The 14,367-nt window shown below is 43.8% G+C and carries 14 protein-coding genes; 13 read left to right on the top strand and 1 reads right to left on the bottom strand.

Translation table 11 applies throughout. From position 1 onward, the window contains the following. Positions 1–10 precede the first annotated feature (10 nt). From ACTQ1L_RS08930 to aroB, 5 genes are read left to right on the top strand one after another with little or no spacing between them, the layout of a single operon-like run. Positions 11–1,525 (top strand): ABC transporter substrate-binding protein/permease, encoded by a 1,515-nt coding sequence (locus ACTQ1L_RS08930; RefSeq protein WP_321110248.1) that lies wholly within the window; start codon positions 11–13, stop codon positions 1,523–1,525. Then, on the top strand, positions 1,515–2,255 hold the full coding sequence (locus tag ACTQ1L_RS08935; RefSeq protein ID WP_441366668.1) for an amino acid ABC transporter ATP-binding protein: 741 nt from the start codon (positions 1,515–1,517) through the stop codon (positions 2,253–2,255). Before ACTQ1L_RS08930 ends, ACTQ1L_RS08935 begins: the two co-directional genes overlap by 11 nt. 56 nt (positions 2,256–2,311) lie before the next feature. Beyond that, positions 2,312–2,998: a PilZ domain-containing protein gene (locus ACTQ1L_RS08940; protein ID WP_441366670.1), complete on the top strand. Its 687-nt coding sequence runs from the start codon at positions 2,312–2,314 to the stop codon at positions 2,996–2,998. A gap of 14 nt (positions 2,999–3,012) precedes the next feature. Further along, positions 3,013–3,633: a ribonuclease H1 domain-containing protein gene (locus ACTQ1L_RS08945; RefSeq protein WP_441366672.1), complete on the top strand. Its 621-nt coding sequence runs from the start codon at positions 3,013–3,015 to the stop codon at positions 3,631–3,633. Positions 3,634–3,681: 48 nt separating this feature from the next. Next, positions 3,682–4,794, top strand: a complete 1,113-nt coding sequence (aroB, locus tag ACTQ1L_RS08950; RefSeq protein ID WP_321110244.1) for a 3-dehydroquinate synthase — start codon at positions 3,682–3,684, stop codon at positions 4,792–4,794. Between the two features lies 1 nt (position 4,795). Here the strand turns inward: aroB and ACTQ1L_RS08955 are convergent, their stop codons facing one another. Then, the gene (locus ACTQ1L_RS08955) at positions 4,796–6,046 is read right to left on the bottom strand and encodes a tRNA(Met) cytidine acetate ligase (RefSeq protein WP_441366673.1); all 1,251 of its coding nucleotides are present in this window, start codon (positions 6,044–6,046) and stop codon (positions 4,796–4,798) included. A 136-nt stretch (positions 6,047–6,182) separates the two neighbouring features. On the opposite strand from ACTQ1L_RS08955, the gene ACTQ1L_RS08960 reads away from it, so the two are divergent. The 8 genes from ACTQ1L_RS08960 to smc all read left to right on the top strand — a co-directional run bounded on the left by ACTQ1L_RS08960 (position 6,183) and on the right by smc (position 14,360). Then, positions 6,183–7,376, top strand: a complete 1,194-nt coding sequence (locus ACTQ1L_RS08960; protein WP_441366674.1) for an acetate kinase — start codon at positions 6,183–6,185, stop codon at positions 7,374–7,376. Between the two features lie 93 nt (positions 7,377–7,469). Beyond that, the gene (locus ACTQ1L_RS08965) at positions 7,470–7,991 is read left to right on the top strand and encodes a YceD family protein (protein ID WP_308656647.1); all 522 of its coding nucleotides are present in this window, start codon (positions 7,470–7,472) and stop codon (positions 7,989–7,991) included. A gap of 4 nt (positions 7,992–7,995) precedes the next feature. Then, entirely contained in the window at positions 7,996–8,175 is a 180-nt protein-coding gene (gene rpmF / locus ACTQ1L_RS08970; RefSeq protein WP_012742349.1) for a 50S ribosomal protein L32, read from the top strand. 193 nt (positions 8,176–8,368) lie between these two features. Further along, positions 8,369–8,593, top strand: coding sequence for a Lar family restriction alleviation protein (locus ACTQ1L_RS08975; protein WP_308656711.1), 225 nt, complete (start codon positions 8,369–8,371; stop codon positions 8,591–8,593). Between the two features lie 109 nt (positions 8,594–8,702). Continuing rightward, the gene (gene plsX, locus ACTQ1L_RS08980) at positions 8,703–9,719 is read left to right on the top strand and encodes a phosphate acyltransferase PlsX (RefSeq protein WP_441366677.1); all 1,017 of its coding nucleotides are present in this window, start codon (positions 8,703–8,705) and stop codon (positions 9,717–9,719) included. A gap of 55 nt (positions 9,720–9,774) precedes the next feature. After that, positions 9,775–10,011, top strand: coding sequence for an acyl carrier protein (gene acpP / locus ACTQ1L_RS08985; protein ID WP_015516133.1), 237 nt, complete (start codon positions 9,775–9,777; stop codon positions 10,009–10,011). Between the two features lie 95 nt (positions 10,012–10,106). Next, positions 10,107–10,790, top strand: coding sequence for a ribonuclease III (rnc, locus tag ACTQ1L_RS08990; RefSeq protein WP_368201631.1), 684 nt, complete (start codon positions 10,107–10,109; stop codon positions 10,788–10,790). 9 nt (positions 10,791–10,799) lie between these two features. After that, on the top strand, positions 10,800–14,360 hold the full coding sequence (gene smc, locus ACTQ1L_RS08995; protein WP_441366679.1) for a chromosome segregation protein SMC: 3,561 nt from the start codon (positions 10,800–10,802) through the stop codon (positions 14,358–14,360). Positions 14,361–14,367 lie beyond the last annotated feature (7 nt).

Raw genomic sequence — 14,367 nt, forward strand, 5'->3', positions numbered from 1 at the left:
GAGGAATAATATGAAATCCATTAAGAAAAAACCGATTATGATTTTGCTTATGGCAGCATTAATGGCTACATTCATCGTTAGCTTATGCGCATGCGGCAAAAGCGACAGCAAAAAGGTCGCTTGTGTGGACGATCTGGAGGGTGCGAAAATAGGTGTCCAGCTCGGTACCACAGGAGATATCTATGTATCTGATTATGAGAACGACGGTTCAGGCACCAAGGTGGAGAGATACAACAAGGGTGCTGATGCAGTCCAGGCATTAAAGGTCGGCAAGATTGACTGCGTAGTTATTGATGAGCAGCCGGCACTTGCCTTTGTAAAAGAAAACAAGGGACTTAAGATACTGGACGAGGAGTTTACCAATGAGGACTATGCATTCTGCCTGAAAAAGGGTAATACAGAGCTTCGCGACAAGGTAAATACTGCGCTTGAAAAGCTGCAGCAGGATGGAACAGTTCAGAGCATCATCGACAACTATATCGGCTCTGTGGATCAGGTGGGAAAGACTCCCTACGTGAAGAAAGACATTGACAGGTCAAACGGTACACTTAAGGTAGGAACCAATGCAGAGTTCCCGCCATATGAGTACTATGAGGACAACAAGGTCACAGGAATTGATATGGATATTATGCAGGCCATAGCCGATGAGCTTGGCATGGATATGCAGGTAGAGGATATGCAGTTTGACGCAATCATTGCCGCTGTATCATCAGGCAAGGTGGATGTCGGGGCATCAGGCTTTACAGTGACAGAGGACAGAAAGAAAAATGTTGATTTTACCGATACATATATCACCACAAAGCAGGAGATTATCGTAAAAGACAGCCAGTTGGGTTCTTCAATCGGTATAAAGGAAAAGCTCTATGACAACTTTGTCAAGGACAATCGTTACATGTATATCGTAAAGGGTCTTGGCAATACAATAGTTATCACAGTATTTGCCGTAATGCTTGGTATTGTGCTGGGATTTTTAATTGCGATAGTCAGAACCAGCCATGACAGAAACGGCGGTCTTGCCATATTGAACGGAATTTGCAAGGTATACCTGACCATCATCAGGGGAACACCTGTCATGATACAGCTTCTTATCATATACTATGTAGTGCTTGCATCTGTGACCAACAAGATACTTGTAGCAGTCATTGCTTTCGGCCTCAACTCGGCTGCATATGTGGCAGAGATTGTGCGTTCAGGAATCATGTCTGTAGATATAGGACAGTTTGAGGCAGGACGAAGCTTAGGACTCAACTACAGCCAGACCATGAAGCTTGTTATCATACCGCAGGCTGTCAAAAATATACTTCCGGCGCTGCTTAACGAGTTTATCAGCCTCCTCAAGGAGACATCAATCAGTGGTTATATTGGTATGATGGATCTGACAAAGGGTGGAGATATCATACGAAGCAACACATACGAGGCATTTATACCGCTTATTGCTGTAGCCCTTATTTATCTGGTTATAGTGATGCTTTTAAGCCACGGAGTAAGCAAACTTGAGAGGAGACTGAGAAGCAATGAAAGATAATAACGTGATACTAGAGGTAAAAGACCTGCACAAGAGTTTTGGAGAGCAGGAGGTAATAAAGGGTATAAGCACAGAGGTAAACAGAGGTGATGTAATTGCCATCATCGGACCGTCAGGCTGTGGAAAATCTACATTTTTACGCTCCCTCAATCTGCTCGAGACACCTACATCAGGACAAATCCTTTTTGAAGGAACAGACCTGACAGACAAGTCGACAGATATCAATGTGACCAGACAGAAAATAGGCATGGTTTTCCAGCAGTTCAATCTGTTTGCAAACATGACAATAAAAGCAAATATAATGCTTGCACCGGTGAAGCTCGGTGTGATGACGAAGGATGAGGCATCAAAGAAGGCAGATGAGCTTCTCACCAGAATAGGTCTCCTTGATAAGGCAGATGCATATCCGGCACAGCTTTCTGGAGGACAGAAGCAGAGAGTGGCAATTATCCGTTCGCTTGCTATGAATCCTGACGTCATACTGTTTGATGAGCCTACATCGGCACTTGACCCTGAGATGGTAGGTGAGGTGCTTTCAGTAATGAAGGAGCTTGCAGAGGCAGGCATGACAATGGTAGTCGTGACACATGAGATGGGCTTTGCCAGAGAGGTGGCAAACAGAGTGATGTTCATCAATGAGGGCACCATAGCTGAGGAGGGCACACCTGAGGAAGTATTTGGCGCGCCAAAGAGTGAGAGATTACAGGAATTTTTGTCGAGAGTGTTATAAAAACAGGTAGCTATTCAGAACCCATAAATAATAATATAATTCAGAGGTGTATAATTATGCTATTACAGGATCTGGAAAAAGGGGAAAAGCTTGTGCTGCAGGCCAACTGGGGCGGACTGGAATACGACCTTGATTCTGCAGTTGAAGAAATTGAAAGTGGCGGAGTGTACGTAAAGGCATATGAATATGGTGGTCATGTGGTTGATTTTGGAACAGGTGCATTCAAGGGAATTGTCATAAATGTTTATGTTAATAATCACCATGGGAGAAGATATTTCTGGCCCGATGTGAGTCTTAAGGTGACGAAAAGGGGAAATGAAACATATTACCTGATTCAAACCAGCACCTACAAGGAGACAGCACGCGAGGATGAGCGCCGTTCAAAGGACAGAATATTAATAGAGCAGAGCTGTAATCTGAGCATATATGGCGAGGATGGATATTATACAGGCGTTGTTCATGATGTGAGCCAGGTTGGAATCTCATTTTATTGTGACAGTGAGATTGAAATAGACGGCAGGCTTGTGGTGGTGGAATTCAGTGATAGCGTTGGAGACCACGATTTTACTCTTCAACTGAAGGTCAGAAAAGTCCGGATTGATGACACTGCGGAAAAAAAGCTGTATGGTTGCAGGATAGTCGATGCCGGCAGGGATACAATGATCTATTTGTATTTCAAGAAGCTTTACAAATTGAAAGAGCTTAAGGAACAGGCAAAGGAAGAAGAATTAAAGGAGAAATAAAGGAGAAATTAAGCATGGCATCAAAATACTATGCGGTAAAAAAGGGAAAGGTTCCCGGGATATATTTCAACTGGAATGATTGCAAAGCAATGGTTGACGGATATCAGGGAGCAGTGTATAAAAGCTTTAAGACGATAGAAGAGGCAGAAATATTTATTAACGGAGAGAAAATTATTGCCGGAGAGAAAACCATTACGGGAATGAAATCATCCGGCGAAAATAGTACGTATGCGTTTGTCGACGGCTCCTTTAACAAGGTTACACACACCTATGGCTATGGAGGTTTTCTTGTGAACGGCAATGAAAAATACGTGCTGCAGGGAGCGGATGACGATGCTGAGATGGCCACAATGCGCAACGTAGCCGGAGAGATAAAGGGCGCTGAGGCTGCCGTAAAAAAGGCTATAGAGCTTGGAATAAAGGAGCTTGTCATATACTATGACTATATGGGCATAGAGATGTGGGCCACAGGAGCCTGGAAGCGAAACAAGGCAGGCACCATAGCTTATCACGAATACATCATGTCGGTTAAGAATAAAATAAAGCTTACCTTTGTAAAGGTAAAGGGACACTCAGGAGTAGAGGGCAACGAAGAGGCAGATAAGCTTGCAAAGCAGGCTGTGGGTATACTGTAGCAGTTTCCTGCAGGAAAGCAACAAAATACAACATAACAGGAGAAAGAAATGAGCATATTCAATGTAGAACTCAAAAAAGTAGTAGATGACACATATGATATTGAGATAGGCTACAACCTTGCGGATTCCCTTATATCAGATTTGGAAAACAGTCTCGTAGGTAAAATAAAAAAATTTTCAGTGATTACGGATACAAATGTGCGTGATCCATATGCACTTCCTATCTGTGAGAAAATAAAGCAGGCAGGATATTCGGTAGATTTGTTCGTTTTTCCGGCGGGTGAAAAGAGCAAGTCGCGTGAGACAAAGGCAAAGATAGAGGATGCCATGCTTGCAAAGGGCTATAGAAGAGATTGTTGCATCATAGCAGTCGGAGGAGGTGTGGTGACTGACCTATCAGGCTTTATTGCAGGAACTTATGGCAGAGGAGTGCCGTTTATCAACTATGCAACCACACTTCTTGCGGCAGCAGATGCTTCGGTAGGCGGCAAGACAGCCATCGATACACCTCTTGCTACCAACACCATAGGCTTGTTCAATCAGCCGAAAAAGGTATATATAGATATAGCTGCCTGGAAAACACTGCCACAGCGTCAGATGGCAAGCGGTATGGCAGAGACCATAAAGCACGCATGCTTAGGCAGTGAGGATATGTTTGAATTTATCGAGGAAAATCTGGATGATATCTATTCATTCAAGAAATTTGCATGTGAGTATATCGCGGAAAACAACTGCCGTATCAAGTACAATGTGGTCATGAAGGATGAGAGAGAAGCCGGTCTTCGCGAAACCTTAAATCTGGGCCACACAGTAGGTCGAGCCATTGAGACAGTCAGCGACTACAGGCTGCTGCACGGAGAAGCACTGTCAATCGGAATGGCAGCACAGGCACTCATGTCAGCACGCCTTGGCTATATGTCAGAGGAGCAGGCAGAACGCGTGATAAAGCTCTATGAGAGAGCCGGTCTTCCGACACGTATACCTGACTATATAGACAGGGAAGAGCTTGTAAAGAAACTCTACACCGATAAAAAGGTGAGAGACGGCAAGCTGCGTTTCGTGCTCCAAAAGGGCATAGGAGCCACTGTTGAGTTTGCACCGGGAGTGTATGCAAAGCCTATAGAGGAACGTCTGGCGCGAGAAATTATAATGGAGCTGTAGATTAAATAATTACAATTCCATGTGTAAACTCATTTTGCTGTGAATGACACAGCCTGCCATACAAATCAGCAGCAAAAATATCCTTGGAAATAAGCTCGTACGGGGCATCAGCGACTTTTGTAATAATAGGCACTGATGCTCTTTTTTTGAGGAGATGCATAAGCTCTCCTGATGATTTTTTGAAACCGAGTATACGCAGATAAGGATTATCTATACATATATTAAAATCATCATTCTCAATACCAAGTAAAATATGCATGAGAACCCTCGAAATACGCGTATAAGTCAGATTTTTACTCTTCAGTAAGTTACAAAACCGCGTAAAACTTTCATATTTATAAATATTTTTAACTATCTTTGCAGAAAGCTCCTTTGTGCAGTCTGCATACTGCGCAAAGCCTTTATCCTTCCCGGTAAGCAGGCGATAGTAAAGCATTTCAGAAATATCATCCGGAAACACAATATAACCGCCTAAAATACAATTGACAAGAATATTTGCGCAGTCTGATGGCATTAGCTGACTGAACTTTGCGGAAATCCATGAATTATCAAGCTGCATATTAGTAATAGTGTTGTGTTTGTCTATATCAATTAAGGTCGAAATCACCCCGCGCACAGCCGTAGCGGAAGAAAACTCACATGTTGAATCAGTGCTGTGATATCCTTCCCCGATGCGCTGAATAGGAAATCCCGTAATATCACAGTCCATCAAAGCCTTCTCATATTCAATGGCCAGAATATTATTTGGTGAAGCTATGAAAGTATCTAATTTCTCAAAAGAACTATCATAGTTATCTTGAAAATATTCACATAGAGCTCTGCTCCTGGCCACAGGAAAGCTCATCCCACCCTGAATCAGCCGGGCAAGAGAGGCGGAATACTCAGCAGGCGGATTCTTAAGCACGCCAGCCACAAGCTTTGTAAGTTCATGGTCCACAGACTCCACACCATAGCAAAGCATGTCCACCACACCTGTGCTTTTGAGTACACTGACTCCGCCACCGGCAAAAAACTCGGCAGAAGCAGTGGCAAAGACCGATGGAAGCTCAAGCACCAGGTCGGCACCGTTCAAAAGAGCCATGCGTGTGCGCTCGTATTTGTCAATTATGGCAGGCTCACCTCTTTGCACGAAATCACCGCTCATTACTACGACGATATAATCAGCAGATGTCTGCCTTTTAATCTGCTCTAGCTGATATTTGTGCCCATTGTGGAATGGATTGTATTCGGTAATCACACCTGCGACCTTCATGTTTGATGCTCCTTTAATCGATAATGTTTTTTTTAGAGTTCAAACCCATAATACCACAAAAACACCCTTGTCGCATTTGAAAAATAAGTTTATACTAACAATAGTATTGTAATTTTAAACCAAAGGAGACAAAACAATGAATGTATTAGTAATTAATTGCGGTAGTTCATCACTGAAATACCAGCTCATCAATTCAGATTCGGAGGAGGTACTTGCAAAAGGACTCTGCGAGAGAATCGGAATCGATGGCAGACTCGTATATCAGAAAGAGGGGCTTGATAAGGAAATCACAGAGGCACCTATGCCAACACATAAAGAGGCCATCCAGATGGTACTCGATGCACTTGTAAATCCAAAGACAGGCGCAGTAAAATCACTTGCGCAGATCGATGCAGTAGGACATCGTGTAGTGCACGGTGGCGAGAAGTTCTCAGACTCAGTAGTCATCACAGAGGAAGTAATCGCACAGGTAGAGGAGTGCAACGACCTCGCACCTCTTCACAACCCTGCAAACATTATCGGAATCAGAGCATGCCAGGCACTTATGCCAAACGTACCAATGGTAGGAGTATTTGATACAGCCTTCCATCAGACAATGCCTGAGAAAGCATATCTCTACGGCATTCCATATGAGTACTATGAGAAGTACAAGGTAAGAAGATACGGCTTCCACGGCACAAGCCACAGCTTCGTATCAAAAGAGGCAGCAAGCTACCTTGGAATGGACTTAAACAACTCAAAGATTATCGTAGCACACCTTGGAAACGGAGCTTCAGTCAGCGCAGTATTAAACGGTAAATGCGTAGATACATCAATGGGACTTACACCACTTGAGGGACTCGTAATGGGAACACGTTCAGGTGATATCGACCCATCAATCATGGAGTTCATCGCAAAGAAAGAAAACCTTGATATCGATGGTGTGATGAATGTGCTCAACAAGAAGTCGGGAGTAGCCGGTATGTCAGGCGTATCAAGCGACTTCAGAGACCTTGAGGCAGCCTACAATGAGGGCAACAAGCGTGCCATCGCAGCAGTAGAGGTATTCAGCTACAGAGTAGCAAAATACATCGGAGCATATGTAGCAGCAATGAACGGAGTTGATGCTATCGCATTCACAGCAGGAATCGGTGAGAACACAAGCTTCGTAAGAGAAAAGATCATGGCATATTTAGGTTACCTCGGCATAAAGATTGACCGTGTAACAAACGACAAGACACGCGGCGTGGAGGCACTTATCTCAACAGCAGACTCAAGCGTAAAGGTATGTGTCATCCCTACAAACGAGGAGCTTGCAATCTGCCGTGAGACAGTAAAGCTTGTCGGTTAATAAAAAGCAAAAAGTTGTGGATAAATTATAAAATTTTGTTGACAAACACCACTCCAATATGTATAATTGGTTAGGTGTGAATAGGAGAGAACTATGATTGATATATCAACCATTGTAAAATCTATCAATAAAGAGACAACAATTGAGACAGAGCTTACGCTCACATCATTTGAGTCGCGTTTAGGAGATTATCCTATTCTGAAGAAGCAGCCGATATCACTTCATATCTCAAACGTGGAGAACGCAGCAGTGCATATTACCGCGACAGTGGATATAGACGTAGCGATACCGTGCAGCCGATGCTTGGAAGAAGTTCCAACAAACATGCATTTTGACATTGACAAGACTCTGAAAATCACAGACGGAGCGTTAGTCGATGAAGAGATGGAGGAAACTGACTACCTGATTGGGTTTGAACTCGATGTAGATAAACTTGTCTACGCCGAAATTCTGGTGAACTGGCCAATGAGAGTTCTGTGCAAAGACGATTGCAAAGGTATTTGTAAAGTCTGCGGGATGAACTTGAATAAAGGCACCTGCAGTTGCGATAGTTTTGTACCGGATCCAAGAATGGCAGCGTTCCAGGATATATTTAACAAGTTTAAGGAGGTGTAAACAAATGTCAATTTGTCCAAAGAATAAATCTTCTAAGGGAAGAAGAGATAAGAGAAGAGCAAACTGGAAAATGTCTGCTCCTACTTTAGTAAAATGCAGCAAATGTGGAGAGCTTATGATGCCACACAGAGTTTGCAAGAACTGCGGATCATACAACAAAAAAGAAATCATTCCTCAGGACTAATAGTAGAAAACCAGTAAAATTAAGGGATTGAACGATATCGTTCAATCCCTTTTTTGATTGATTTTATCCCTTATTTATTCCATAATAAAATGAAGGTACTTTTTGCTTGTATATAGCTTGCAGGGATGTTATTATACTGTGTGGATATTTAAGTATCCGGTAATTATGATGATAGAAAGAAGGAAGTAATATAATGAATATAGATGATTTAGTTGAAATCTATGAGTGTCCGCTCTGCGGCGGCGCAGGAATACTTGAAGAGGATTGTGGCAGCTCATATTATGTGACATGCCTTGAGTGCGGATGCCACTCTGTGAATATTGATTTTAAGTCGGACGAAGACAGACTTGATGCAGCAAAGCGCACTGCTGATTTATGGAACTGTGGCAAGGTTATTTCAATGAGTCCGGGAGAATGATGGAAGCTATATAGAGTAGTGAATTGGTTATTGATTTATACTTATGATTATAGTATATTTGATTTAATCAAGTAGTTGTTTGCCGTTTGGCAGGCACAGGGAGGTCACAATGCAAAGTACAACAAGGGTCGCACTCGATGCAATGGGTGGCGACAATGCACCTGCAGAGGTAGTTAAGGGTGCGGTAGACGCAGTTAACAAAAGAGATGATATAAAGATTTTTCTTGTGGGACAGAAGGAGCCTGTTGAGAGAGAACTTTCACAGTATACATATCCGGATGGACAGATAGAGATAGTAGATGCACCGGAGGTTATTGAGATGGCAGAGCCGCCGGTTGTGGCAATCAGGCGAAAGAAGCAGTCTTCAATAGTTGTCGGCATGAATATGGTCAAAAATAAAGAGGCTGATGCATTTGTTTCAGCGGGAAGCTCAGGCGCTGTGCTTGTCGGAGGACAGGTCATAGTCGGCAGGATAAAGGGGATACAAAGACCGCCTTTGGCACCGCTTATTCCAACTGAGCGTGGAGTGTCTTTACTCATAGATTGTGGAGCCAATGTGGATGCGAGAGCAGAGCATCTGGTACAGTTTGCAAAGATGGGCTCTATCTATATGGAGCACGTTGTCGGCGTGAAGAATCCAAAAGTTGCACTGGTCAATATCGGTGCAGAGGAGGAGAAGGGCAATGCTCTGGTAAAGGAGACCATGCCGCTTTTACGTGAGTGCACGGATATCAATTTTGTCGGAAGTATTGAGGCAAGGGATATTCCAAAGGGAGATGCTGATGTTATCGTCTGTGAGGCTTTCACAGGCAATGTTATTTTAAAGCTTTACGAGGGTCTTAGCTCCACTCTTATCGGAGTTATAAAGAAGGGCCTCATGAGCACATTAAAGAGCAAGATAGGTGCGGTACTTGCACTTCCGGCTCTTAAAAATACGCTCAAGTCGTTTGATGCGACCGAGTATGGCGGAGCACCGCTTTTAGGTCTTAACGGTCTTGTGGTAAAGACACACGGCAGCTCCAAGGCAAAGGAGATCACTAACTCTGTTTTCCAGTGTGTTACATTTAAGGAAAAAGAGATTAATGATAAAATAAAAGAATATATTATTAATAAACCGGCTGATTAGATAGCAGCACTGCTGTATGATTAGTCACTATAAACAGAAATGAGAGGTATTAAAAATGGAATTTGAGAAGCTTAGAGACATTATTGTCGAGGTACTTAACGTAGATGAGAACGAGGTTACTATGGAGTCAACCTTCATTGATGATCTTGGTGCAGATTCACTGGATGTTTTCCAGATTATCATGGGTATCGAGGAAGAGTTCGATATCGAGATTCCTAATGAGGAAGCAGAGAAAATCGTCACTGTAGGCGATGCTGTTGAGCAGATTAAAAAAGCTGTAAGCGAGCAGTAGTATGTTTAACTAATGAAAAGCCCTTTATTATGAGGGCTTTTCGTTATGCTCACGGAACATGTAAAATGGATAGATATAGAAATAGAGGAGAAATTATGGCAGATTTAAATGAATTTCAAAGCAAAATAGGCTATACGTTCAAGAACCGACATCTGCTTGAGCAGGCGCTGACACACAGCTCGTATGCCAATGAAAAGCACATGAAAAAGCATTCTGATAACGAACGTCTGGAGTTTTTGGGCGATGCTGTTTTGGAAATAGTTTCAAGTGAGTTTTTGTTTATCAATTATCCGCAAAAGCCTGAGGGTGAGCTTACCAAGCTGCGCGCAAGCATTGTTTGTGAGCCGACTCTTGCACTTTGTACAAAGCCACTTGACCTTGGAAAGTACCTGCGTCTTGGCAGGGGCGAGGATCATACAGGTGGCAGAAAGAGAAAATCGATTCTTTCTGATGCACTTGAGGCAGTGATTGGAGCAATTTATTTAGATGGTGGTTTTACTAATGCAAAGGAGTTTGTGCTTAGATTTATCATGACAGATATTGAGAATAAGCAGCTCTTTTATGATAGCAAGACTATCCTTCAGGAGCTCATACAGGGCAGGCATGAGCAGCTTTCCTATGAGCTTATTGAGGAGAGCGGTCCGGACCATGACAAGCAGTTTACTGTTGCAGTGCTTGTGGATGGTGAGCGTGTCAGCGTGGGAGAGGGCCACACAAAGAAGGCGGCAGAGCAGCAGGCTGCATATCAGGCGCTTCTTTTATACAGAAACAGGGAATAGGAGTTTTTAATGTATTTAAAGAGCTTGGAAGTACAGGGCTTTAAGTCCTTTGCCAACAAAATTGTTTTTGAGTTCCACAACGGCATCACAGGTATTGTCGGGCCAAACGGCAGTGGAAAGAGTAATGTCGCCGATGCGGTCAGATGGGTGCTTGGTGAGCAGAGCGCAAAGCAGCTTCGAGGTGCCAGCATGCAGGATGTTATTTTTGCGGGTACAGAGAACAGGAAGCCGCTTGGATATGCGTATGTTGCCATCACTCTTGATAATTCAGACCATTCGCTTGCGATTGATTTCAATGAGGTTACAGTTGCCAGACGTGTTTACCGTTCAGGAGAGAGCGAGTATCTCATCAATGGCAATCCGTGCAGGCTCAAGGAGGTTTCGGAGCTTTTCTACGATACAGGTATCGGTAAAGAGGGCTATTCCATCATTGGACAGGGTCAGATTGACAGGATTCTAAGCGGAAAGCCGGAGGAGAGGCGAGAGCTGTTTGATGAGGCTGCCGGCATTGTAAAGTTTAAAAAGAGAAAGCTTACAGCACAAAAGAAGCTCGATAATGAGAGGGAGAACCTTGTTCGTGTCAATGATATCCTGACAGAGCTTGAGAGGCAGGTAGGCCCGTTGCAGAGGCAGTCTGAGAAGGCTCATACATATCTCAAAAAGAGGGAAGAGCTGAAGAGCTACGATGTCAACATGTTTTTACTTGAATCAGCACGCATCGAGTCTGAGCTTAAGGCGGCTGATGAGAAATACGCTATTGCTGATGATGAGCTAAAGGAGACCAACGCCACATACGAGAGCATCAAGGCAGAGTATGAGAGGCTGGGGAACGATATGCAGCAGATGGATGAGCGTATTGAGTCTCTTCGTGAGAGCATCACAAGCACTTCATCCACCAGACAGAAGCTTGAGAATCAAATAGAGCTTTTAAAGGAGCAGATTCACACGGCCGAAATGACGGATGAGCATCTGCAGTCGCGTCTTTTAGCTATCGAAAAGGAAAAGGCTGAGCGTCTTAAAAGCAGAAAAGAGTACGATGAAAAAAAGGCCACACTGGAAGCTGAGATAGAGCAGATGAAGCAGAACGAGCTTCTTGCTGTAAATGAGCATGAGGCTGTGCTTGCAGAGGTCAACCGCTGCAATGATGGACTGGAAAAGGGTAAGAATGAGCTTATTGCCCTGCTTCAGGAGCGAGGCAGTATCCAATCAAGGCAGCAGCGATTTGCTACCATGATAGAGCAGATTAATATCAGAAAGGCGGAGCTTACCAAGCGTCTTTTAGATAGAAAGACAAGGGAAGCAGGGCTTGATGATATATTGGATGATGCCAATAAGAAGCTTTCGGCTGTCAATGAAGAGATTGCCGGTTTAAAGGAAAAGGAGTCGGCTCTTTTGGCAAAGGCTAAGGAGTGGAGAGACAAGTCTAAGGAGAATGCCCGTCTGATGGAGGAGGCTTCCACAGAGTATCATAAGTCTGTTTCAAGGCTTGAGTCACTTAAAAATATTGCTGAGCGTTACGATGGCTATGGCAACAGCATCAAGCGTGTTATGGAGCAGAAGGCTAAAAATCCGGGGCTTCTTGGCGTGGTTTCAGATCTTATCCAGGTGGATAAGCGTTATGAGATAGCGATAGAGACAGCCTTAAGCGGCAATATCCAGAATATTGTAACTGAGGATGAGGCCACAGCCAAAAAGATGATAGGCTTTTTAAAGACCAATCATTTTGGAAGGGCTACGTTTTTACCTCTTACTAGTGTGCGCGCAAACAGAAATACAAAAAATGAGGCGGCACTCGGCGAAAAGGGTGTGCTTGGCATTGCAAATAAGCTGGTGAAGTGTGATCCGAAGTTTGATGAGGTTGTTGCTTACCTGCTTGGCAGGGTGATTGTGGTGGACACAATTGACAATGCCATTGCGCTTGCAAAGAAGAATCACTATTCACTCCATATCGTGACTGTCGAGGGCGAGTATCTGGCACCGGGAGGATCTATGTCCGGTGGTGCGTTTAAAAATTCATCCAATCTGCTTGCGAGAAATCGTGAGATTGAGGAGCTTGAAAAGAGAGTTGATCAGACTAAGACAAAGCTTAAAGAGCTTAGAGCCAGAAAGGATGATATTGCGACTGCTATTGCACTTGGCGAGGAGGATATAGCAGCCATAAAGACACTGCTTCAGGAAAAGTATATTGAGCAGAATACAGCACAGATTTCTGTTGACAGGGCAGACCAGCAAAAGAAGGAGAGTGCGAATGTTTACGAGGATCTGCGCACAGAAAATGCGGAGATTGAAAAACAGCTCGAAGAGATAAATCAGGGCAAGAAGGATATCGCAGCACAGCTTGAGGCCTCAAAGCAGCGTGAGGAGCAGCTTGAGAAGGAAAACAGCTCATACAGTGAGATTCTTGAAAAGCAGGGTGTACTTGAGCAGGAGGCTTCACACAAGGCCGCTGCCATTTCACTGGAGCTTGCAAATATTACAAAGACGGCTGAGTTTGCTATAGAAAATATCAATCGTATCAATTCAGAAATAGAAAAATTTGATGAGCAGAGGGAAAGTCTCGTAGAAGGGGCAGCTACTGCAAAGGATGATATTAAAAAGAAGCAGGCTGATATTGATGCAATTACACAGACCATTCTGGCATCAAAGGACAACAATTCAAAGCTTGACGAAGAGCTAAGGGAGAGCATTGCCAAAAAGGAAAAGATGTCTGAGGAGTACAGAGGCTTTTTTGCAAAGCAGGAGGAAGTTTCAAAGAAGCAGGCTGATCTGGATAAGGAACTTTTCAGACTGAACAGCCAGAGAGAGAAGCTTAAGGAGGCTTCAGAGACGCAGACCAACTACATGTGGGATGAGTATGAGCTTACTCCGCATGCGGCAGCAGAGCTTAGAAATGATGCATACGATGATCTGCCTTCATTAAAGAAGCTGATTGCAGGCATAAAGGACGAAATCAGACGCCTCGGAGATGTAAATGTCAACGCTATTGAGGAATACAGGGAGATTTCAACACGTTATGAGTTCTTGAAGGGACAGCATGATGACCTTATCGAGGCTGAAAAGACGCTGGTTGGCATCATAGATGAGCTTGACAGTGGTATGAGAAAGCAGTTTACAGAGAAGTTTGCCGAGATTCAGAGAGAGTTTGACAAGTCCTTTAAGCAGCTTTTTGGTGGTGGACATGGTTCTCTGGAGCTTGTGGAGGATGAGGATATACTTGAGTGCGGCATCAGAATCATCGCACAGCCGCCCGGAAAGAAGCTTCAGAATATGATGCAGATGTCCGGTGGAGAAAAGGCGCTCACCGCTATTGCGCTTTTGTTTGCCATTCAGGCACTTAAGCCATCACCGTTTTGTCTGCTTGATGAGATTGAGGCGGCGCTTGATGACTCAAACGTTTCTCGTTATGCAAATTATCTGAACAAGCTTACAAAGAACACACAGTTTATCGTTATCACACACAGACGTGGTACGATGGAGGCAGCGGACAGACTATATGGTATTACGATGCAGGAAAAGGGTGTTTCCACACTCGTTTCAGTAAATCTTATAGAGAATGATCTGACGCAGTAGAATTTTA

Origin of the sequence: Agathobacter sp. LCP21S3_B2 (genome assembly GCF_052118705.1) — a bacterium.
Classification (GTDB): Bacteria; Bacillota; Clostridia; order Lachnospirales; family Lachnospiraceae; genus Roseburia.